The sequence below is a fragment of the Microbacterium sp. K2 genome, assembly GCF_051365005.1.
Lineage (GTDB): Bacteria > Actinomycetota > Actinomycetes > Actinomycetales > Microbacteriaceae > Microbacterium > Microbacterium foliorum_B.
In genome coordinates this window covers 1,691,168-1,712,141 of sequence record NZ_JBLWII010000001.1, presented here as the reverse complement: position 1 = coordinate 1,712,141, position 20,974 = coordinate 1,691,168, and the positions used below count along the sequence as shown (strand labels likewise).

The 20,974-nt window shown below is 68.6% G+C and carries 13 protein-coding genes; 6 read left to right on the top strand and 7 right to left on the bottom strand.

The window, feature by feature from the left end:
* Positions 1–123 precede the first annotated feature (123 nt).
* From ACLKOY_RS08385 to ACLKOY_RS08355, 7 genes are all read right to left on the bottom strand, one after another.
* Entirely contained in the window at positions 124–1,521 is a 1,398-nt protein-coding gene (locus ACLKOY_RS08385; RefSeq protein WP_436453217.1) for a rhamnulokinase, read from the bottom strand.
* The gene (locus ACLKOY_RS08380; protein ID WP_436453216.1) at positions 1,518–3,554 is read right to left on the bottom strand and encodes a bifunctional aldolase/short-chain dehydrogenase; all 2,037 of its coding nucleotides are present in this window, start codon (positions 3,552–3,554) and stop codon (positions 1,518–1,520) included. Before ACLKOY_RS08380 ends, ACLKOY_RS08385 begins: the two co-directional genes overlap by 4 nt.
* Complete coding sequence (locus tag ACLKOY_RS08375; protein ID WP_436453215.1) at positions 3,551–4,405, bottom strand: alpha/beta hydrolase; 855 nt, start codon at positions 4,403–4,405, stop codon at positions 3,551–3,553. Before ACLKOY_RS08375 ends, ACLKOY_RS08380 begins: the two co-directional genes overlap by 4 nt.
* Before the next feature lie 77 nt (positions 4,406–4,482).
* Positions 4,483–5,649 carry an L-rhamnose isomerase gene (rhaI, locus tag ACLKOY_RS08370; protein ID WP_436453214.1) on the bottom strand — a complete coding sequence of 389 codons (1,167 nt, stop codon included), beginning with the start codon at positions 5,647–5,649 and terminating at the stop codon, positions 4,483–4,485.
* Positions 5,646–6,038 carry an L-rhamnose mutarotase gene (locus ACLKOY_RS08365; RefSeq protein WP_436453213.1) on the bottom strand — a complete coding sequence of 131 codons (393 nt, stop codon included), beginning with the start codon at positions 6,036–6,038 and terminating at the stop codon, positions 5,646–5,648. The genes rhaI and ACLKOY_RS08365 overlap by 4 nt, the downstream gene beginning before the upstream one ends.
* Before the next feature lie 109 nt (positions 6,039–6,147).
* Positions 6,148–12,435 (bottom strand): fibronectin type III domain-containing protein, encoded by a 6,288-nt coding sequence (locus ACLKOY_RS08360; protein WP_436453212.1) that lies wholly within the window; start codon positions 12,433–12,435, stop codon positions 6,148–6,150.
* Between the two features lie 271 nt (positions 12,436–12,706).
* Positions 12,707–13,672 carry a serine hydrolase domain-containing protein gene (locus ACLKOY_RS08355; protein WP_436453211.1) on the bottom strand — a complete coding sequence of 322 codons (966 nt, stop codon included), beginning with the start codon at positions 13,670–13,672 and terminating at the stop codon, positions 12,707–12,709.
* A gap of 65 nt (positions 13,673–13,737) precedes the next feature.
* Here ACLKOY_RS08355 and ACLKOY_RS08350 point away from each other — a divergent pair, with 65 nt between their 5' ends.
* The 6 genes from ACLKOY_RS08350 (at position 13,738) to ACLKOY_RS08325 (ending at position 20,974) form a co-directional block, all read left to right on the top strand.
* Positions 13,738–15,513 (top strand): ABC transporter ATP-binding protein, encoded by a 1,776-nt coding sequence (locus ACLKOY_RS08350; protein WP_436453210.1) that lies wholly within the window; start codon positions 13,738–13,740, stop codon positions 15,511–15,513.
* Between the two features lie 28 nt (positions 15,514–15,541).
* Positions 15,542–16,633, top strand: a complete 1,092-nt coding sequence (locus ACLKOY_RS08345; RefSeq protein WP_436453209.1) for a Gfo/Idh/MocA family protein — start codon at positions 15,542–15,544, stop codon at positions 16,631–16,633.
* Complete coding sequence (locus tag ACLKOY_RS08340; RefSeq protein ID WP_436453208.1) at positions 16,630–17,556, top strand: family 43 glycosylhydrolase; 927 nt, start codon at positions 16,630–16,632, stop codon at positions 17,554–17,556. The genes ACLKOY_RS08345 and ACLKOY_RS08340 overlap by 4 nt, the downstream gene beginning before the upstream one ends.
* A 163-nt stretch (positions 17,557–17,719) precedes the next feature.
* Positions 17,720–19,015 (top strand): ABC transporter substrate-binding protein, encoded by a 1,296-nt coding sequence (locus ACLKOY_RS08335; RefSeq protein ID WP_436453207.1) that lies wholly within the window; start codon positions 17,720–17,722, stop codon positions 19,013–19,015.
* 67 nt (positions 19,016–19,082) lie between these two features.
* Positions 19,083–20,084, top strand: a complete 1,002-nt coding sequence (locus tag ACLKOY_RS08330; RefSeq protein WP_436453206.1) for a carbohydrate ABC transporter permease — start codon at positions 19,083–19,085, stop codon at positions 20,082–20,084.
* Positions 20,081–20,974, top strand: coding sequence for a carbohydrate ABC transporter permease (locus ACLKOY_RS08325; protein ID WP_436453205.1), 894 nt, complete (start codon positions 20,081–20,083; stop codon positions 20,972–20,974). Before ACLKOY_RS08330 ends, ACLKOY_RS08325 begins: the two co-directional genes overlap by 4 nt.

Here is a 20,974-nt window from a genome sequence, read left to right as displayed (position 1 = left end):
CTGCGCCGGGGCGAGTGTCGGACGGGTGCTGGGACGAATGGCTGAAGAAAGTACGGATGGATGCTGAGAACGGGTGTTTTCGGCATCCATCCGGGGATCGGCCAGCCATCCGTGCGGCTCGGGTCAGCGCGGCTCGAAGCGCTCGGGCTCGTGGGTCGCGGCGACCAGGGCTCGCAACTCCTCGAGCGACGCAGGGGCTGCGCCGAGGGCCCGCGCCTGCACGAGCACGTTGCCGAGGGCGGTCGCCTCGACGGGGCCCGCAAGCACCGGAAGGCCGGTGCGGTCGGCCGTCGCCTGGCACAGCAGGCGGTTCAGCGAACCACCACCGACCAGATGGATGCTGTCGAGTTCGCGCCCCGACAGGTCGGATGCCGTCTGCACCGCATCCGCGAACGCCGTCGCGATCGACTCGACGATCGACCGGGCGAACGCCGGCCGTGACGAAGGAACCTCCGAGCCGAGCAGCGCTGCGATGCGCGCAGGCATGTCGCCCGGTGGGCTGAGCGTCGGGTCGTTCGCGTCGAAGATCCGCACGTCGCCTGTGACCGCGGACGCCGCGGCCAGCAGCTCCGGCAGGTCGATCGACGAGCCGTCCTCCGCCTCCCACGCGCGCACGGTCTCGCTGAGCAGCCACAGGCCCGTCACGTTGTGCAGGAACCGGTAGCGCCGATCGACGCCGAGCTCGTGCGTGAAGTTGGCCTCGCGCGCGGCATCGGTCAGTACCGGCTCGGTCAGCTCGACGCCGACCAGGCCCCACGTGCCGCACGAGATGTAGGCGGAATGCGGGGTCGACAGAGGGGTAGCGACGACGGCGGATGCCGTGTCGTGCGACCCGACCGCAATGACGGGCAGGTCCTTGCCGATGCGCGTGGCGAGGTCAGGACGCAGCGTGCCGATGGTCTCGCCCGGGTCGACGAGCGAGGGCAGGATGCTCGAGGGGATGCCGAGACGGTCGGCCAGCTCGGTGTCCCACTCGCTTGACGTCACCCCGAGCAGTCCGGTGGTCGAGGCATTGGTGCGCTCGGCCACGGCCTCCCCGGTGAGCAGGAAGGCGATGAGGTCGGGGATCAGCAGAGCGGTGTCGGCCTCGGCGAGGCGCGCGTCGACGCGGTACTGGTACAGCGTGTTGAACGGCAGGAACTGCAGTCCGTTGCGCCCGTACAGCTCAGCGAAGGGCGCGATCGCGTGCACCTCGTCGACTCCGCGCGCCGTGCGATCGTCGCGATAGTGGAACGGCTCGGCGAGAAGCTCGCCGCCCTGCAGCAGTCCGTAGTCGACGGCCCACGAGTCGATGCCGATGCTCTCGATGCCCGGCTCTCGGCGCACGGCCTCGGCGAGACCTGCGACGACGTGCTCGTAGAGAGCGCCGAAGTCCCAGTGCAGGCCGCCCTCGCGCTCGACGGGCCCGTTCGGGAACCGCGAGACGAGCTCGAGATCGAGCCGACCGTCGCCGATCCGCCCGATCATGACGCGACCGCTGGTCGCCCCGAGGTCGACGGCGGCGACGGACCGCACCGTCATCGCAGGAACGCCGCGGCGACGCCGGAGTCGACGGGGATGTGCAAACCCGTGGTGCGGCTGAGCTCGGGTCCGGTCAGCACGTAGACGGCATCCGCCACGTTCTCGGGCACGACCTCGCGCTTGAGGATCGTGCGGTTGGCGTAGAACTGGCCGAGGTCCTCTTCGGCGACGCCGTAGGTCGCGGCACGGTTCGCACCCCAGCCCGAGGCGAAGATGCCCGAGCCGCGCACGACGCCGTCGGGGTTGATGCCGTTGACGCGGATGCCGAACTCGCCGAGTTCGACGGCCAGCAGTCGCACCTGGTGCGCCTGGTCGGCCTTGGTCGCCGAGTAGGCGATGTTGTTCGGGCCGGCGAACACGGAGTTCTTCGACGAGATGTAGATGATGTCGCCGCCGAGCTTCTGGTCGATCAGCACACGGGCCGCCGCCTTCGACACCAAGAACGAGCCCTTGGCCATGACGTCGTGCTGCAGGTCCCAGTCCTTCTCGGTGGTCTCGAGCAGCGGCTTCGACAGCGAGAGCCCGGCGTTGTTGACGACGAGGTCGACGCCACCGAACGCGAGCACGGCGTCGTTCAGAGCGGCCTGGATCGCCGCGGCATCGGCGACGTTCGCCGCGACGCCGATCGCCACGTCGGTGTTCCCGAGCTCGGCAGCGGCAGCCTGGGCCTTCTCCAGATCGAGGTCGGCGATGACGACGCACGCGCCCTCAGCCGCGAGACGGGTGGCGATGGCCTTGCCGATGCCGGATGCGGCGCCGGTGACGAACGCGATGCGTCCCTGGTGCGACTTGGGCTTCGGCATCCGCTGCAGCTTGGCCTCTTCGAGCGCCCAGTATTCGATGTTGAACTTCTCGGCGTCGGAGATGGGGGAGTACGTCGACAGCGCCTCGGCTCCGCGCATGACGTTGATCGCGTTGACATAGAACTCGCCGGCGACGCGGGCCGTCTGCTTGTTCGCGCCGTACGAGAACATGCCGATGCCGGGCACGAGCACGATGAGCGGGTCGGCACCGCGGATCGCGGGCGACTCGCTTGTCGCGTGCGCATCGTAGTAGGCCTGGTAATCGGCGCGATACTCGGTGTGCAGCTCGTGCAGCCGGGCGATCTGCTCGTCGACGGATGCCGTGACGGGCAGGTCGAGGATCAGCGGCTTGACCTTGGTGCGCAAGAAGTGGTCGGGGCAGCTGGTGCCGAGAGCAGCGAGCTCAGGGGCGCGGTCCGAGGCGAGGAAGTCGAGCACGACGTCGGAGTCGGTGAAGTGGCCGACCATCGGCTTGTCGGTCGACGCGATGCCGCGGATGGTTCCGGCGAGGGCGGCAGCGCGCTCACGGCGCTCTTGCTCGGGAAGCGCCTCGAAGCCGGCACGGACGCCGCCGAACGGGTCGGCCTTGCCGTTCGCCTCGATGTAGGCGGCGGCGGTGTCGATGATCCACAGCGAGTTCGCCTCGGCCTCCTCCGACGTGTCGCCCCAGGCCGTGATGCCGTGGCCGCCGAGGATCGTGCCGATCGCCTGCGGGTTCTTCGCCTTGATCGCGGCGATGTCGAGTCCGAGCTGGAAGCCCGGGCGACGCCACGGCACCCAGACGACCCTGTCGCCGAAGATCTTCGCGGTCAGCGCTTCGCCGTCGGCGGCGGTCGCGATCGCGATGCCGGAGTCGGGGTGCAGGTGGTCGACGTGCGCGGCGTCGACGAGTCCGTGCATCGCGGTGTCGATCGACGGGGCCGCACCGCCCTTGCCGTGCAGGCAGTAGTCGAACGCGGCGACCATCTCGTCTTCGCGCTCGAGGCCGGGGTAGACGTCGACGAGCGCGCGCATGCGGTCGAGGCGCAGCACCGCGAGGCCCTGCTCCTTCAGCGTTCCCAGATCGCCGCCCGATCCCTTGACCCACATCAGCTCGACCGGCTGCCCGGTGACGGGATCGGTCTCGGTGCCCTTCGCCGACGTGTTGCCGCCGGCGTAGTTGGTGTTCTTGGGGTCGGCGCCCAGTCGGTTCGACCGCTCGATGAGGGCGGCGGCGGTGGGGTTGGTCATGGCTGTTCCTTGTGCTCGGGAGATGTGGCGAGGATGCGGGCGGCGAAGCGGTCGATCGATGCTGTCGCTGCTGCGAGTTCCGGATGGTTGAGGTGGCCGTGGCGGGTGCCCGGCTCGGTGGAGATGTCGAGGTCGATGCCGGCGTCGCGCAGCGAGGTGCCGAAGGCCTCACCCGAGACGCGCAGCTCGTCGACCTCGCCGTTGATCATGATCGTCGCGGGGAAGTGCGAGAGCTGGGCGGGGGATGCCGTGCCGGGCACGGCGTAGACGTCCCCGCCCTCCGCGCGCCCTCCCAGATAGTTCTCGTACATGACGCGCACAGAGTCGGGGCCGAAGGTGTCGGCCTCGGGGTCGGCGTCGAGCGCGGCGCGCAGCGCGGCATCCGGCGTGCCCTGCACAGCGTGCAGGGTCGGATAGGCGAGCACGGCGAGCGAGGGGAAGGGGCCGGGCCCATGACTCAGCCGGAGAGCTGCACCTGCCGCGAGGTTTCCGCCGGCGCTGGCTCCACCGATGGCCCACGGACCCTGTGCGAGCCCGGAGTCGATCGCCCAGCGGAACGCCGCTTCGACCTCGTCGGAGGCGACGGGGTAGTGCACGCCGTCTCGCTCGGGCGCGCCGGACGCCGCAGCCCACACTCGGGGAAACGGTGCGAGCGCATAGTCGACAGACACCACGACGATGCCTCGGTCTGCGAAGCTCTGTGCGACCCAGTGGGCTTCGGGCATGTCGATCTCGCCCGCGGCGAATCCGCCGCCGTGCACCCAGACGAGTCCGGGCCCCGCGGGGCTCTCCGGCTCGTACACCCGCACGCGCAGCGGGCCATGCGGTCCGTCGAGCACCTGGTCTCTCACAGCGTCATCCGTTCTGTCGATGGGACGTCGGGGTGCGGGGATCGGCTCCCGCACCCCGACGAGTCAGGGGTGCGCGCTCAGGCGCCCCAGCCGGCCTGGACGCCGCCGACGCGCTCCGCGGCGATCTTCTGCTGGTAGCCCGACTCGGCGTAGGCAGCCATCGGGTCGGCGGCGAGACCGCGCGACTCGCGCCACTCGGCGAGGGCCGGGCGCACGTCGGTGTAGAACGCGTCCATGAAGACGGCATTCGCAGCGAGCACATCGCCGGACTTCTGCGCGGAGGTCAGCGCGTCGCGGTCGACGATCAGCGCGCGGGCCGTCATCTCCTGCACGTTGAGCACCGAGCGGATCTGGCCGGGGATCTTGTCTTCGACGTTGTGGCACTGATCGAGCATGAACGCCACATCGGGGTTGTTCAGCCCGCCGCCGCGCACGACCTCGAACAGGATGCGGAACAGCTGGAACGGGTCGGCTGCGCCCACGATCAGGTCGTCGTCGGCGTAGAAGCGCGAGTTGAAGTCGAACGAGCCGAGCTTGCCGAGGCGCAGCAACTGCATGACGATGAATTCGATGTTGGTGCCGGGGGCGTGGTGTCCTGTGTCGAGGCACACCATGGCCTTGTCTCCGAGCGAGGAGACCTGGGCGTACGAGGTGCCCCAGTCGGGAACATCGGTGTGGTAGAACGCCGGCTCGAAGAACTTGTACTCCAGCACGAGGCGCTGGTCATCGCCGAGGCGTGCGTAGATCTGCTGCAGCGATTCCTGCAGGCGGTCCTGTCGACCGCGGAGGTCGGCCTGCCCAGGATAGTTCGAGCCTTCGGCGAGCCAGATCTTCAGGTCGCGGCTGCCCGTGGCGTCCATCACGTCGATGCAGGCGAGGTGGTGGTCGATCGCCTTCTGACGGATCGTCGGATCCTCATGAGTCAGGGCGCCGAACTTGTAGTCGTCGTCCTGGAAGGTGTTCGAGTTGATGGTGCCCAGGGTCACGCCGAGGTCTTCGGCGTGCTTGCGCAGGTCGGAGAACGAGTCGACGAGGTCCCACGGGATGTGCAGGGCGACCGAGGGGGCCAGCGCGGTGTACTTGTTGACCTGCGCGGCATCCGCGATCTTCTCCCACGGGTCGCGGGGCGTGCCCGGCGTGCCGAACACCTTGAAACGGGTGCCGGAGTTGCCGAACGCCCAGCTGGGGAGCTCGATGCCCTGCTGCTCGAGAGCGGCGAGGTTGTCGGACGAGAGGATGCTCATGAGGCGCTGCCTTCGGTGTCGTTGCGGTTGTCGTTGTCGGATGCGGGGGAGCTGCCGGTATCGGCGAGCTGGTCTTCGAGGTGGAAGACCTCGGTGAGTGGCGTGGCGGCCTGGTCGGGGCGCCCGTCGAGATCGACGAAGAAGCGGCTCATCTCGGCCTCCCAGCGTGCGGCGACCGAGGATGCGGCGAGGTAGGCCTGCGCCGCGGCGTCATCATCGGTCTCGTAGTAGCCGACGAGCGTGCCGCCCTCGGCCAGGAACAGCGAGTAGTTGCGACGACCGGCGGCCGCGATCTCGGCCAGCATCTCGGGCCAGACGGGTGAGTGACGGGCGAGGTATTCGTCGAGCAGTTCAGGACGCACCTGCAGCTGGAACGCGACGCGGGTCATGGTGGTTCTCTCTCCATCGAGGTTTTGAATCGTTTCATTCAATGTCTCAACACTAGCATGGCCGGTCGCTCTGTCAAGCGACCGGCCATGCCTCGGATGGATCGGCTGATCACCGCACCGTCACGGTCACGCTCTTCGAGGCCGTGGTGCCCGCAGCGTTCGAGAACTCGGCGACATAGGCGTAGGTGCCGGGGTCGCGTCCGGTGATCGCCGTCTTCGCGCGCTGCGCCGAGGGCGAGGCGGCCACGAGGGTCTGAGTGTCGATCAGAGCCCCGTTCTCGTACAGCCGGTACTCGGTGCCGTTCGTGCCCCACCAGAGGTCGGTGGTCACGGTGTAGCTGCCGTCGCGATCCCAGTTGTCGTGACTGACCACCGGGACCCCTGGTGCGGCATCCTTCACCTTGACCGTGACGGATGTCGTGGCCGTCGTGCCCTTCGCGTTGACCAGCTCGCCCGTGTACACGTACGTGCCGTCGGTGCGGCCGCTCACCGAGACCGTGGTGAGCTGGGCTTTCGGCGAGTCGGCATCGAGGAGCTTCGTCGCGATGAGCGCGCCGTTCTCGTAGAGCCGGAACACCGCGCCGTTCACGCCGTGCCAGAGGTTCATCGACACCGTGAACTCACCGTCGTGCAGACCGGTGTCCCAGCCCGAGTCCGTCGACAGTGTGCCACGGGCGGGCTTCGCCGCCGGCCGCTCATCGTCGTAGACCAGGATCTGAGCCTCCGCACGGGTGACGAGGCCGTCGTGGTTGACGGCGTTGACCGTCACCGTGTGGCTGCCGACGAGGTCGGCCAGCTCGATGGTCTGGCCGGGGGCGACGGGTTCTCCGTCGAAGGCGATGTCGAGAGTGCGCACCCCCGACTCGGGGTCGGCAGCCGTCACGTCGACCGTGAAGCTCGACGTGCTCGGGAACAGGGCGCCGTCCGCGGGCATCCCCGACACGACAGGAGCCGTCTGGTCGACCGCACCCGACGGGTCGCCCGTCACCGCGATGCGCGGCGCCGGCGGCTGTTCCATGCCGTCGCCGAGGAAGAAGCTGGTGTGCGGCGGCTGGTTGTATCCGGTGTTCTGCCACGCGACCGAGAGCCGGTACACCGGGTCGTGCATGAGGGTCCGCAGGCGCAGGTCCGTCTCGTCGGTGGTGGAGTAGACCCGCAGTTCGGTCGAGTCGTCGGAGCGCCAGGCGATCTCCTCGCGCCAGTCGCCGAACAGATCAGCCTGCAGGTTCGGCGTTCCCTTGGTGCTGTTGTTGGAGAGCGCGCCCGCAGTCTTCAGGATCACGTCGCTGGACTCGGTCTCCCAGTTCCACTTCGACACCGTCGGCACGCCTGTGGACGTCTCGGCGTTCCAGTCATGGTCGACGATCTCCCGCAGGGGGTCTCCGTCGCACCAGGCGAGGAAGTTCGCCGCAGGAATGCGCTCGCCGATGAGCTCGCCCGTGGACGACCTCAGCTGGCCGACGGGGGAGTCCCACGCGGCGTCCCCGCCGATCGCCCATCCCTCGGCGCCCTCATGCCGGGGATCGATGTCGCCGGATGCGGCACGACCGGTGTCCCTGGCGGCGGGGATGGACCAGAGGACCGCGCCAGTGCGGGCGTCGCGCATCGTCGCGCCGACGTTGCCCGAGGCGTTCATGTCCTCGTGTGCCGCGAACACCTCGAGGCCGGGGTTCGAGGGCACGAGGTCCGAGACATGGATCGCGTCGCCATGGCCGAGCTCGGTCGAATAGAGCACCGTGCCGTCATCGTCGACCGTGGCTGAGCCGAAGACGATCTCGTCCTTCTGGTCTCCGTCGACGTCGGCCACAGACAGATTGTGGTTGCCCTCGCCGTAGAGGCCCTCGTTGCCCGCGTCGTTCGAGTCGAGCACCCACCGCTGCGTCAGCGTCGTGCCGTCGAAGTCGTACGCCGCCATCACGGCGCGGGTGTAGTACCCGCGGCTGAAGATCGCGCTGGGGTGCTCGCCGTCGAGGTACGCGGTCGCCGCCAGGAAGCGGTCGACCCGGTTGCCGTAGGCGTCGCCCCACGAGCCGACGTCGCCACGGGCCGGCACGTAGTCCACGGTGTCGACCGCGGCCCCCGTCAGTCCGTTGAAGACGCTGAGGTACTCGGGCCCGGTGAGCACGTACCCCGTGCTGTTGCGGTGGTCGGCGCTGGCGTTGCCGATGGGCTGCCCCACGCCGTCGATCGTGCCGTCGGCGGTCTTCATCATCACCTCGGCGCGTCCGTCCCCGTCGTAGTCGAACACCTGGAACTGCGTGTAGTGCGCGCCCGCCCGGATGTTGACCCCCAGGTCGATGCGCCACAGACGTGTGCCGTCGAGACGGTAGGCGTCGAGGTACACGTTGCCGGTGTATCCCGCCTGCGAGTTGTCCTTCGAGTTCGAGGGGTCCCACTTGACGAGGATCTCGTACTGTCCGTCGCCGTCGAGGTCTCCGACGCTCGCGTCGTTGGCGCGGTACGAGTACGGCTGTCCGTCTTTCGTGTACGCGTCGGCAGGCTTGTCGAGAGGGATCGAGAGGTGGTCTCCGTCCTGCACTCCGAACTCGTCGGTCACCGTGACCTCGCGATCGTCGAGGAGGCTCGTGACGAAGTACGTCGAGTCGCCCGAGCCGTCGGCGTCGAGCAGGTTGGTCGAGTCGGTGATCGGCTCGTCGGTGATGCGAGTGCCGTCACGGTAGACGTGGAAGGCGATCGCGTCGGGGTCGGTCCCGAGCATGCGCCAGCTGACCAGCACGCCGTCGTCCGTCTGCACCGCTGCGGGCGCGCGGTCCAGATACTCGGCCTGCCGCTGCAGCACGGTGGCCGCCTCGGTGCTCAGCTGTGCCGAGTCGGGCCCCGCACCGCCGGCATTCACCGCGACAGCGGTGTAGTGGTACGGGATCGTGGTCAGCACGGCCGTGTCGACGAAACGGTTCGTGGTGGCGAAGCCGGCGAGTTCACCGCGCTCCCCCTCGATCTCGGAGCGGAAGACCATCGTGTAGACGGCTGTGCTCGGCTGCGCCCACGAGATCTCGACCTCGCGCTTCTCGAGGCGGTCGACCGCGAGCGCGGTCGGTGCCGCCGGCGCATCGACAGCCGAGTCGACCAGAGACACGTCGACGGATGCCGAGGGCACCGATTCGAGTCCGGTCTGGTCGACCGCGGTCACGTGATACGCGTAATCGAGCCCCAGGCGGGCGCTCGAATCGATGAACGAGGCCGTCGCGGTCTCACCGACCAGGGTCGACGACTTCTCGAACGCCGAGGTGCGGTACACCTTCCAGGTCATCCCCGGCTCGGCGGTCCAGGCGAGGGAGACGGTCGGCGCCGCGGGATCCGCGTTCACGTCGGTCACCTCGAGGCCGGCCGGGCCGAGCAGGATCGGAGTCACCTCGATGCCGTTGAGGCGTGTTCCCGCGGCGGCGCCGTGCACACGCACGGTGAGCTGACCGTCGGTGACGAGCACAGGGCCGCGGACCGAAGCGTTCACGGCGCCGGAGCCGGCGTTGCCTGTTCCGAAAGCCTTCCCTTCGATGTCGAAGTTCGTCCGGGTGGAGCCGATCCAGTCGCCCGAGTAGGTCTTGACCGAGTAGGTGCCGTTCGGCACGTCCAGCAGGAACTCGCTCGAGTCGCCGGGCAGGACGAAATCGCGCTCGAGGTCGCTCGCGCCACCCGCAGTGCCGCGGTCGCGCCCGGCGTTCGCGGCCAAGGGGGTCGCGAAGCCGAATCCGCCGTCAACCGTGTACCCGTCGTCGGGGTTCACCTCGGTGTAGCCGGGCATCACGACCCCGCCGGTGAGCTGGAAGTCGAACTTCCATCTCGCCTGCTTGGTCGAGAAGCTCACGGTGTTCGACGCCTCCGAGACGCCTCGGCCGTTCACCGCGAACACGCGGTACCGGTATCCCGCGCCCTCGGCGAGGCCCTGCACGATGGCGCTCGTCTGGGTGGTCGTGGTCACCAGCGACCAGACCTGCTCGGGGTCGGCGGTGGCCTGGCGTTCGATGCGGTAGATGTCTGCGCCCGACGATGCGCTCCACTGCAGCACGGCACCCGCATTCGAGATGGATCCCGCCGCGAGGTTCGCCGGTGCGGCCGGCACCGCGGCGGGTGGCTCGACGTCGACGACCTTCGCGGCGAGGGGGTCGTCGAGAGCGGCGACGTCTTGGGCGATGAGGCGAGCCATCTGGATCGCGCCGTAGTCCTGGAAGTGCGTGTCGTCCTGGGTGCCGGCCGGACGCCCGGGGAAGATGCCCGGATCGACCCAGAGGAACACCGACTTCGCGGCCTCGGGACCGATCTCGTCGAGGTAGGCGCGGCTCGATGCCGAGAGGTCGACGAGCGGGACGCCCTCCTCCTGCGCGAGCTCGATCATCTTCGCCACGTACTCGGGGAAGCTCACGTTGGCCGCACCCGTGGTGGCGTCGAAGCTGCGGCGCGAGACGGGGGTGACGAGCACCGGGGTCGCGCCGCGCTGGCGGGCGCCCTGCACGTAGCTGCGCAGATACTCCTTGTAATCGGCGGGAGACGCGTAACGATCGTCGACGCCCTGAGTCGCGTCGTTGTGGCCGAACTGCACGAACAGATAGTCGCCGGGGCGGATTCCGCGGAGGATCTCGTCGAGGCGCCCCTGCGTGATGAAGTTCTTCGACGACCGACCGCCGATCGCGTGGTTCGCGAACGCGACATCATCGGCGAAGAAGCGGTCGATCATCTGACCCCAACCCGCCTGCGGTGCGAACGTGTCGGTGTAGGTCTGGACGGTCGAGTCGCCGGCGAGGTAGACCGTCGGCAGCGCTCCGGGTGCCCGGCTCGTCTGGCGCGTGATGGTGAGCGCGTCGAGTGCCGCCGCCGACCCGCCGACCTGCAGGGTCAGGCGCCCGTCGACGAGCGCGATCGGGAACGCCATCTCGAGATACTCCCCGGCGGGCTTCGCGGTCGTCTGCACCTTGGCGATGCCCTCCGCGGTGATCGCGATCTCGCTGGCGGCGGTCCGGTCGCCCGCGATCACGTTCACGATGTAGTCGCCCGAGCCGAGCTGCACCTCGAAGGTGCCGCCGTGCGCGGCGACGTGGTCTCCCCGCAGCGGGTCGTCGCCGCCGCGGTCGACGTCGGGCTCGGGGGAGGTCGGGGCGGTGCTGAAGCCGTATCCCCACTCATCGGAGAACCCGACGGTGGAGGTCACGCCGACGGCGCCGTCGGCGAGGGCGCCGGGGCCGAAGTCGAAGACGATCCGGTCGCCGGCCGGCAGGGGAGCGGGAGCCGCGTAGACCGTCGAGTCGACGGCGGCGGAGGCATCGGAGGCGCCCGCCGCGTTGCGCGCGGTCACCCGGTACGACCACTCCTGCGACGTGTCGACCGTATCGGTGAACGCGGGGGCAGTGACGGTGGTGACGGCGGAGAAGCGCCCATCGGCACCGGCCCGCTCGACGACGTACTCATCGGCGTTCGGCGTCGCGGTCCAGGCCAGTGCGACGGCATCCTTCGTCACCTGCGCGACCGCGAGCCCCTCAGGAGTCGCCGGCACGGCGAGAGCAGGGATCGCTCCGCTGCGCACCTCGGCGGTGCGGGCGGATACGAGCCCGTAAGAGTTGACGGCCTCGACCGCGTAGGCGAACGAGTCGCCTTCCGCGACGTCGGTGTCGGAGAACGTCGTCTTCTCGATCTCGGCGATCTGACTGAACTCGGCGACCGCATCGCCATCGACGTCGGCTCGCAGCACGCGGTACGCCGTGGCGCCGTCCGAGGGCCCCCAGGAGAGATCGACCGTGTTCCAGGCGACCTTGGCGACCGCGAGGTCGGCGGGCGCTGCGGGAAGAACCGGTGCGACGACGAGTCCGTTGACGTAGGCCCCGAGGCCGCTTCCCGTGAAGCTCACGGTCAGTTGTCCGTCTTCGACCTTCGTGCGGAATGTCTCAGTGGTGGAGCCGCCCTTGGTGGTCGTGAGCCGTGTCTGCGCGACGCCCTCGAGCGTCAGCGTCGCGTTGGTGCTCGACGCCGTCGTCAGCGCATCGCCGATGGTCACGGTCACGTCGTACTCGCCCGCGGGAACGCTGTCGAGCAGGAAGCCCCACGAGGTACCGGCGACGAAGTCCTCGGCGACCGGATCCGCCGGTGTGCGGTTGCCGGTGCGGTCACGGTCGAACAGCGCGACGCCGTCGGGAACCGTCACTCCCCACCCTGACGCGGCGGAGTAGAGCGAGGTCGTGAGCACCGGCTCGTACCCCTCGGCGACCGGGCTCGTCGCTGTGCCGAAGTCGAACCGCCAGGCGCCGTCTGCGGCCGGTTCGAGTGCGGCGGCGGCCGGAACGGCGGTCATGGTCGCTCCGATCACGGCCGCGATCGTGACGGCGGCGAACCCGGCGCGCAGGCGCGGGAACGGGCGGGGGCTACGTGCAGAACGGGTGGAATGCTCCACGGTTCCTCCTTGGACATCACTGGCTAAGGGGTACGGCTGAGAGACCCGCGTCGGTGCGGATATCACGTGGGGGAGCCGAGGCGAAGAGACCACCGCGTCTCGGCCGGTCGATGGATCCGGAACTGCCGGAAAACGCATTCCCGAGAGTTGGCACCGATCCTTGCACGCTGCCGCACGCGGTGGCAAGAACTTTCTTGAGACGTTTCAGCGCGCCATGCCGCGGCAGGCGGCGCGAGTCGTGGCGTGCCGCGTGTCGGGTGGTCGGGGTGCGCTAGAGAGCGCTGACCACGGCGTTGTCGAGCTCGTCGGCGTCGACGCCGGGCCGGACTGCGGCGTTGGTGAGCAGCACCCAGGCCACCCCCGCGTTCGGATGCACCCAGAACTCGGTGCCGGCCCACCCGCCGTGACCGAAGACGTCGCGGTCGACGAGTCCGGGTGCCCGGGAGCGCAGATTGAACGTGAAGCCCCAGTCCTGGCCCCGCTCGTCGGGGTATGGATCGAGGCGCGGGATGTCTCCCGTCAGTGGGCGCCGCATCATCGCGAGGCCGGCCGGAGACAGGATGCCGTCCTTTCGGCCCTGAGTGATGCGCAGCAGCTCGGTGCCGAGGTGCAGCAGATCCTCGGCGCGCCCCAGCAGCCCTGCGCCGGGTGCTCGCGTGGCATGGAACCGGTCGAGGTCGAGCCCGCCGGCCGCCGCATCCGGCACGCCGACCGACTGTGCGGTGTCGAGGGTCAGGCCGATCGCGCCGATGCTCTGCGCCCACTCGAAGGTGCCGGCATCCCACGTCGTGTCGGTCGCGTGCTCGATCAGCGCGGCGATGCCTTCGAAGGCCAGCGTGGAGTATCGAGACGCGGTGCCCGCCGCGAAGTCCCGGCCCTGGCTGAGCAGTTCGTGACGGAGCGGAAGCGGGGTGTCGAGGGCGGGCTCGGAGATCCCGGAGGTGTGCGACGCGAGATGCCAGAGCCGCACGATGTCATCGCGAGACGACCCGAAGTCGGGCAGTGCCTCTGTGAGGGGGGTGTTCGGGGTGAGCAGACCTCGCTCGATGGCCCTGGTCGCGGTGATGCCCGTGAGCACCTTCGTGATCGAGAACAGCGGGTACACGGCATCGGTCGCGGCTCCGAACCCTTCGAGGTCGACGATCCCGTCTGCGGTGGCCATGCCGACCACGGCGGTCGGCAGGCGCTCCGCCTGCACGTGACGGCGCGCCCAGTCGAATGCTGCGTCGAAGGTCATGTGTGCTCCTGCCGATTCGGGTGGTCGCGCTTCCGTGAAGGGTGCGGTGACTCTACGATAGGACCATGGCACAGAAAGCGCTTTCCCACCCGGCCGCGCTCATCGACGGTCAGCATCCGACGCGCTCTGTGCTGCGCCTCGTCGCCCGCCGCCCCTGGCGACTGACCTTCGCGATCACCGCTTTCGCGATCAAGGAGATCCCGCTCTGGTTCCTGCCGGTGATCACCGCGGCGATCATCGATGTGGTGGCGAGCGACGGCGATGTGACCGAGGTGCTGTGGTGGTTCGCGCTCGCCGCGGTGCTTCTGCTGCAGAACTATCCCAACCACATCATCTACACGCGCAACTTCATGACCGTCGTGCGCGACCTCGGCGCCGACCTGCGCAACGCCCTCACCGCGCGGCTGCAGAGTCTCTCGATCGGGTATCACACGCGGATGAGCTCGTCGATCGTGCAGACGAAGGTCGTGCGCGACGTCGAGAACGTCGAGCTGATGCTGCAGCAGGTCACGCATCCGCTGCTGTCGTCGACCATGGTGATGCTCGGAGCGCTCGGGATGACGGCGATCACCGTGCCGCAGTTCCTGCCCGTCTACGCCCTCGCCGTGCCCATCGCGATCGGCATCCGCTACGGCATGCGCAATCGTTCGCAGCGCCGCAACGAGGTCTTCCGACGCGAGATCGAGACGCTGTCGGCCCGCGTCGGGGAGATGGCGTCGCTGATTCCGGTGACGCGCGCTCACGGACTCGAGGAGACGGCGATCAGCCGTGTCGCAGGCGGTGCAGACGGAGTGCGCAGGGCCGGCCTCGACCTCGACCTGCTGAACGGCAGAGTGGCGTCGATCTCGTGGGTCGCGATGCAGCTGCTCGGTGTCGCCTGCCTCATGCTCGCCGCCGTGTGTGCCCTCACCGGCTTCCTGCCGATCACCCCCGGCGAGGTCGTGATGCTCTCGAGCTACTTCACCCTGTTGACCGGCGGGCTCACCCAGCTGCTGATGCTCATCCCGGTCGGCGCCCGCGGGCTCGAGTCGGTGCGCTCGATCGCCGAAGTCCTGCAGGAGCCCGATGTCGAGCAGAACTCCGGCAAGCGCGTCGTCTCGGCGGTCGCCGGCGAGATCGTGCTCGACTCGGCGACGCATCGCTACTCGGATGCCGACGAGGACGCCCTGTTCGAGATCGATCTGCGCATCGCGCCCGGCGAGACCGTCGCGTTCGTCGGTTCGTCGGGATCGGGCAAATCGACGCTCCTGAACCTCGTGCTGGGGTTCGTCAGGCCCACGAGCGGCCGCATCGTGCTCGACGGAGCCGACATGCAGGAGCTCGACCTGCGCACCGTGCGTCGGTCGATCTCGGTGGTGCCGCAGGAGTCCGTGCTGTTCGAGGGGTCGGTGTTCGACAACATCGCCTACGGCATGCCCGATGTCACGCCCGCACGTGTCGAACAGGCCCTGCGAGACGCCAACGCGTGGGAGTTCGTGAGCGAGCAGCCGCAGGGGTGGCACACCGTGGTCGGCGAGCGAGGCGCGCGCCTCTCGGGTGGTCAGCGTCAGCGCCTCGCCATCGCCCGCGCGCTCGTCCGCGACCCGCGGATCCTGCTGCTCGACGAGGCGACCAGTGCACTCGACCCCGAATCGGAGAGCCTCGTGAAAGAGGCGCTCGAGCGGCTGATGCGGGGGCGCACCACTCTCGTCGTCGCGCACCGGCTGTCGACGATCAGGCAGGCCGATCGCATCGTCGTGCTCGAGCGTGGACGCATCGTCGAGCAGGGATCGCACGACGATCTGCTCGCCGCAGACGGGCGATACGCTCGGTTGCACCTGGTGCAGAACGGCATGAGATGACCCCGACTCACCGTCCTGAGGAGGACCGATGACTTCTGTCAAGACACTTCGCGCTGCCCTGGTGGGCACCGGAGCCGTGGCGAACGCGCACGCGCGCGCCGTCGCTGCGTACCCGCGCGCAGAGCTCGTCGCGGTCGCCGATCTCAGCCCGGAGAAGGCCCAGGAGTTCGCCGAGAGATACGGCATCGCCGCCGCCTACGGCGACCTCGACGAGATGCTCGCAGCCGAGCATCCTGACGTCGTGCTCATCTGCACGCCGCCGGGGCCGCACCGGTCGCAGTCGCTCGCCACCTTCGCCGCCGGCGCACACGTGGTCGTCGAGAAGCCGCCGGCGCCGTCGCTCGACGAGCTCGACGACATGCGGGCCGGGGCCGAGGCCGCGGGAAGACAGCTCGCGGTCGTCTTCCAGCAGCGCACCGGAACGGCCGCGGCGCACGTGCGCTCGCTGCTGCAGAGCGGTGCGCTCGGCCGCCCGCTGGTGGCCGTGTGCCAGACGCTCTGGTTCCGCGACGCCGACTACTTCGCCGTGCCGTGGCGCGGCAAGTGGCAGACCGAGGGCGGTGGCACGACGCTCGGGCACGGCATCCATCAGATCGACCTGCTCGCGCACCTGCTGGGCGACTGGTCGTCGGTGCAGGGCAGGCTCTGGCGGCTCGACCGCGAGACCGAGACCGAGGACGTCTCGACCGCGACGATCGTCTTCGAGCAGGGCGTGGTCGCTCAGCTCATCACGAGTGCGGTGTCGCCCCGAGAGGCGAGCTCGATCCGCATCGACACGCAGAAGGCCACGATCACGGTCGATCACGTCTATGGGCACGGCCACGAGAACTGGCGGATCACCCCGGCTCCGGGCTTCGAAGCGGAGGCCGAGGGATGGCAGTTCCCGGATGCCGAGGAGCGCAGCGACCACGAGCCGCTGCTGCGTGATGTGTTCGACGCCCTGCTCGACGGCGGCCCGCTTCCGGCGACCGCGGATGCGCCGGCCCGTTCGCTCGAGATCGTGGCGGGGATCTACGCCTCGGCCGCGGCTGACGGCGCCGTGATCACTCCGGAGATCCTGGCCGCGCACCCGACCCACCGCGCCGGCTTCGCGAGCCCGGTCACCGATCTGCGCCGATGAGAGAGCTCTACCGCGACCCCGTCTACGACGGCGCGACCGATCCGAGGGTCGTGATCGACGCCGACGGACTGTGGTGGATGTTCTACACACAGCGCCGCGCGAGCGTCGCGGACCCGGGGCCGGGCGTGTCATGGATCCACGGAAGCCGGATCGGCGTCGCGACGTCTCGCGACGGAGTGGACTGGCGCTACGACGGAACGCTCGAACCCGCGGCATCCGATCTCGTCCTCGAGTCCGGCCCACCGCCCGCTGAGGTCGATCGCACCCACTGGGCCCCCGAGGTCGTGTGGGACGGCGAGAGGTGGCGCATGTATCTCACCGAGATCGACGGCATCCCCGACCGCTGGCCCGGGTTCGTGCGCTCGATCGTCGAGTACGTCTCGGACGATCTCCGCCACTGGTCGAGGCGCGGCCCGCTCGCGCTGAGCAGCGATCGCGTGATCGATGCGGCCGTGGCGCGCACACCCGACGGGCTGTGGCGTCTCTGGTACAAGGACGAGGCGGCGGACTCGGTCACCATGGTCGCCTCATCGCGTGATCTCGATGTCTGGAGTCTCGACGGCGTGGCGATCGGCGGGAGGCCGCACGAGGGGCCGACGGCGTTCGAGCTCGGCGGGTTCTGGTGGCTGATCGTCGACGAGTGGCGGGGGATGGGCGTCTATCGCTCCCGCGACGGCATCGACTGGGAGCGTCAGGGCGACGGCGATGCCGTGATCCTCGCGGATCTGCGGGCAGGGGGCCATGGCAATCACGGGGCGCACGTGCGCGACGGCGACGACCTGTGGTTCTACTTCTTCGGTGCGGCGGAGGGGGCTCCGGTGCACGCGGCCACGGGGGAGCAGAGACGGGCGGCTGTCTTTCGGGTGCGCCTCGACGTCGAGGCGGAGAACCTGGTCGTGAGAGGATCGAAGTTCCCGCGGTAATCGATGTAATTCCCGCCGCGAATTGCCGGTTGCGAAACGTTTCAATCTGGATTAGCGTGCAGGTAAGCGTTTTCCCCGCACTTCGGAGATCGCCCCCCGCACCACATGGACACAGACGTTCCGCGGCATTGCCGAACGAGGACGTTCACCAGAGAGGACAACGATGTTCAGCAAGAAGCGTCTGGCGGCCGCAGCGGCCGTCGCCACCAGCGCAGCGCTGGTACTCGCCGGCTGCGCCAGCGGCGGCAGCCCTGAGGGCGAACCCACCTACGACCCCGACGAGAAGGTCACCCTCGACCTCGCGTTCTGGGGCAACGACGTCCGCGCCGATCTCTACAACCAGGCGATCGAGGCGTTCAACGAGGAGTACCCGAACATCACGGTCAACGCGACGTTCCTCGGATTCCCGGAGTTCTGGGAGAAGCGTCAGACCGAGGCCGCCGGTGGCGGACTCCCCGATGTCATGCAGTTCGACTACTCGTACCTGCGCCAGTACTCCGAGAACGGCCTGCTGCTCGACCTCGAGCCCTATCTCGGATCCGTCATCGAGACCGACCCGCTGCCCGAGAACATCCTCAGCATCGGCGTGGTCGACGACACGACCTACGGCATCGCGACCTCCACCAACGCGTGGGGCCTCTTCACGAACCCGGCGCTGCTCGAGACGGCAGGCGTCGAGGAGTTCGCCGGCGGCGACTGGGCCGACTACTCCGACTGGGTCTCCGAGGTCACCGAAGCGAGCGGCGGCGCGTTCTGGGGCGGATCCGACTTCTCGGGCCGTATCCAGAACCTCGAGCTGCAGCTGCGCAGCGAGGGCAAGAACCTCTTCGACGAGGACGGCACCCCCGGATTCGACGAGGAGCGGCTCAAGGAGTTCTGGGAGTCCGGAGCCGACATCCGTGACGGAGCCGGCGTGCCCCAGCAGGTCGTCGAGGAGCTGACCCCCCTCGGTGCGTTCGACTCCGCGAAGACCGCCAGCGAGCTCACGTGGGACAACTTCGGTGCGGGCTACCTCGCCAACCTCGGTGAGAGCTACACCGAACTCGGCCTCGTGGCCCCGCCGGTGACGGAGGAGGGTGCGAAGGACCTCTACCTGAAGCCGTCGATGCTGCACACGATCTCGTCCAAGACCGAGCACCCCGAGGCTGCGGCGACCCTCGTCAACTTCCTGGTCAACTCGCCCGAGTCGGGCGAGATCTTCGGCACCAACCGCGGCCTGCCCGCCTCCGAGACCGCGCTCGAAGCCGCAGAGCTCGACCCGCTGAGCCAGCAGGTCAAGGACTACGAGGAGTCCATCGCCGACCGCCTCGGCGACGCACCTCCCGTGCCGATCGTCGGATACGGCACGCTCGAGGAGAAGTTTCGCGTGCTGGGCACCGAACTGAACTTCGGCACCACGACCGTCGATGACGCCGTGGAGCAGTTCTTCGCCGAGATGGACGTCGTCCTCAACCAGTGATTCCGTCGGTGGGCCGGGTGACGACCACCCGGCCCACCGCACCCCACCCACTTCGGAAGGAGCTGTCATGAGCACGACGGCGACGAGGACGATCGTCACGGACGAGAAGTCCGGACGAGGGCGAACGCTGCGCAGCGGCCGACGCCCCGAGAAGGAACTGGCACGGCCCGGTCAGCGCGCACGTCTGCGCCGCGAGACCGCGACCGGGTATGCGTTCCTCACCCCCTGGCTCATCGGCTTCTTCGGCCTGACCGCTGTGCCGATGGTCTACTCCCTGTACCTCTCCTTCACGAAGTACAACATCTTCCAGCCGCCCAAGTGGATCGGGCTCGACAACTACATCCGCCTCTTCACGAGCGACCCGAACTTCATCCAGTCGGCGCAGATCACGCTCGTCTACGTGTTCATCGGAACACCGATCACACTGGCCGCGGCGCTCGGCGTCGCGATGCTCCTCAACTACCGCGACAAGGGCGCCGGCTTCTTCCGCTCGGCGTTCTACGCCCCGTCGCTCATCGGCGGGTCGGTGTCGGTCGCGATCGTATGGCGGGCGATGTTCTCGTCCGACGGTCCGGTCGACAGCGGCCTGCAGATCTTCGGCGTCGATCTCGGCGGATGGATCGGAAACCCGAGCCTCATCCTCCCGATGATGATCCTGCTTGCGGTATGGCAGTTCGGGGCCACGATGGTGATCTTCCTCGCCGGTCTCAAGCAGATCCCCAAGGAGCTGTATGAGGCGGCCGAGATGGACGGGGCGAACGCCTACCGTCGCTTCCGCGCCGTCACCATCCCGATGCTCTCTCCGGTGATGTTCTTCAACCTGCTGCTCGGCCTGATCGGCGCCTTCCAGGTGTTCGCCTCGGCCTACATCATCTCCAACGGCACCGGCGGACCCGCCGGCATGACGAACTTCATCACCGTGTACCTGTACAAGCGCGGGTTCTCCGACGGGCAGATGGGCTATGCGGCGGCGATCGCCTGGGTCCTGCTGGTCGTCGTCGCGATCATCGCCTTCATCCTGTTCCGCACCCAGCGGTCGTGGGTGCACTACTCGGGAGACGACAAATGAGTGTCACAGAAGCCGTCGTCACGGCATCCGCCCCTTCGCCCCGTCGGCGCGTGAAGCGCAAGACGTGGCAGACCGTCATCTGGTTCATCGGCCTCTTCGCGCTCACCCTGGTGGTGCTCTACCCGCTGCTGTGGCTGTTCCTGTCGACGTTCAAGCCGAACTCCGAGTTCGGTCAGAACCCCGGCCTGTTCCCGCAGGCGCCGACGATCGACAACTACGGCAAGGTCATGGAGGGCATCGCCGGAGTGCCGATGTGGCGCTTCTTCCTGAACTCGCTGATCCTCGCGGCATCCGCCGTGGTCGGCACCGTGCTCTCGTCGGCTCTCGCCGCCTACGCGTTCGCCCGGGTGCAGTTCAAGGGCCTCGCGGTGCTGTTCGCCGCGATGATCGGCACGCTGCTGCTGCCGTTCCACGTCGTGATCATCCCGCAGTACATCATCTTCAATCAGCTCGGCTGGGTCGACACCTTCATCCCGCTGATCCTGCCGAAGTTCCTCGCCACCGAGGCGTTCTTCGTGTTCCTGCTCGTGCAGTTCATCCGCCAGATGCCGCGTGACATGGACGAGGCGGCACGCATCGACGGTGCAGGTCACTTCCGCATCTTCTGGGCGATCATCCTGCCGCTGATCAAGCCTGCGCTGATCACCTGCGCGATCTTCTCGTTCATCTGGGCGTGGAACGACTTCCTCGGGCCGCTGCTCTACCTGACGAGCCCCGAGAACTACCCGCTGCCGATCGCGCTGCGTCTCTACAACGACCAGACGTCGTCGTCGGACTACGGCGCGACGGTCACGGCCTCGTTCGTGGCCCTGGTGCCCGTGCTGCTGTTCTTCGTCGTCTTCCAGCGCTTCCTCGTCGACGGCGTGGCCACGCAGGGATTGAAGGGCTAG

Bases quoted from the DNA above. Each gene is read 5' to 3' on its own strand.
- ACLKOY_RS08385 (WP_436453217.1), bottom strand. From the start codon at position 1,521: ATGACGGTGCGGTCCGTCGCCGCCGTCGACCTCGGGGCGACCAGCGGT.
- ACLKOY_RS08380 (WP_436453216.1), bottom strand. From the start codon at position 3,554: ATGACCAACCCCACCGCCGCCGCCCTCATCGAGCGGTCGAACCGACTG.
- rhaI (WP_436453214.1), bottom strand. From the start codon at position 5,649: ATGAGCATCCTCTCGTCCGACAACCTCGCCGCTCTCGAGCAGCAGGGC.
- ACLKOY_RS08365 (WP_436453213.1), bottom strand. From the start codon at position 6,038: ATGACCCGCGTCGCGTTCCAGCTGCAGGTGCGTCCTGAACTGCTCGAC.
- ACLKOY_RS08355 (WP_436453211.1), bottom strand. From the start codon at position 13,672: ATGACCTTCGACGCAGCATTCGACTGGGCGCGCCGTCACGTGCAGGCG.
- ACLKOY_RS08350 (WP_436453210.1), top strand. From the start codon at position 13,738: ATGGCACAGAAAGCGCTTTCCCACCCGGCCGCGCTCATCGACGGTCAG.
- ACLKOY_RS08345 (WP_436453209.1), top strand. From the start codon at position 15,542: ATGACTTCTGTCAAGACACTTCGCGCTGCCCTGGTGGGCACCGGAGCC.
- ACLKOY_RS08340 (WP_436453208.1), top strand. From the start codon at position 16,630: ATGAGAGAGCTCTACCGCGACCCCGTCTACGACGGCGCGACCGATCCG.
- ACLKOY_RS08335 (WP_436453207.1), top strand. From the start codon at position 17,720: ATGTTCAGCAAGAAGCGTCTGGCGGCCGCAGCGGCCGTCGCCACCAGC.
- ACLKOY_RS08330 (WP_436453206.1), top strand. From the start codon at position 19,083: ATGAGCACGACGGCGACGAGGACGATCGTCACGGACGAGAAGTCCGGA.
- ACLKOY_RS08325 (WP_436453205.1), top strand. From the start codon at position 20,081: ATGAGTGTCACAGAAGCCGTCGTCACGGCATCCGCCCCTTCGCCCCGT.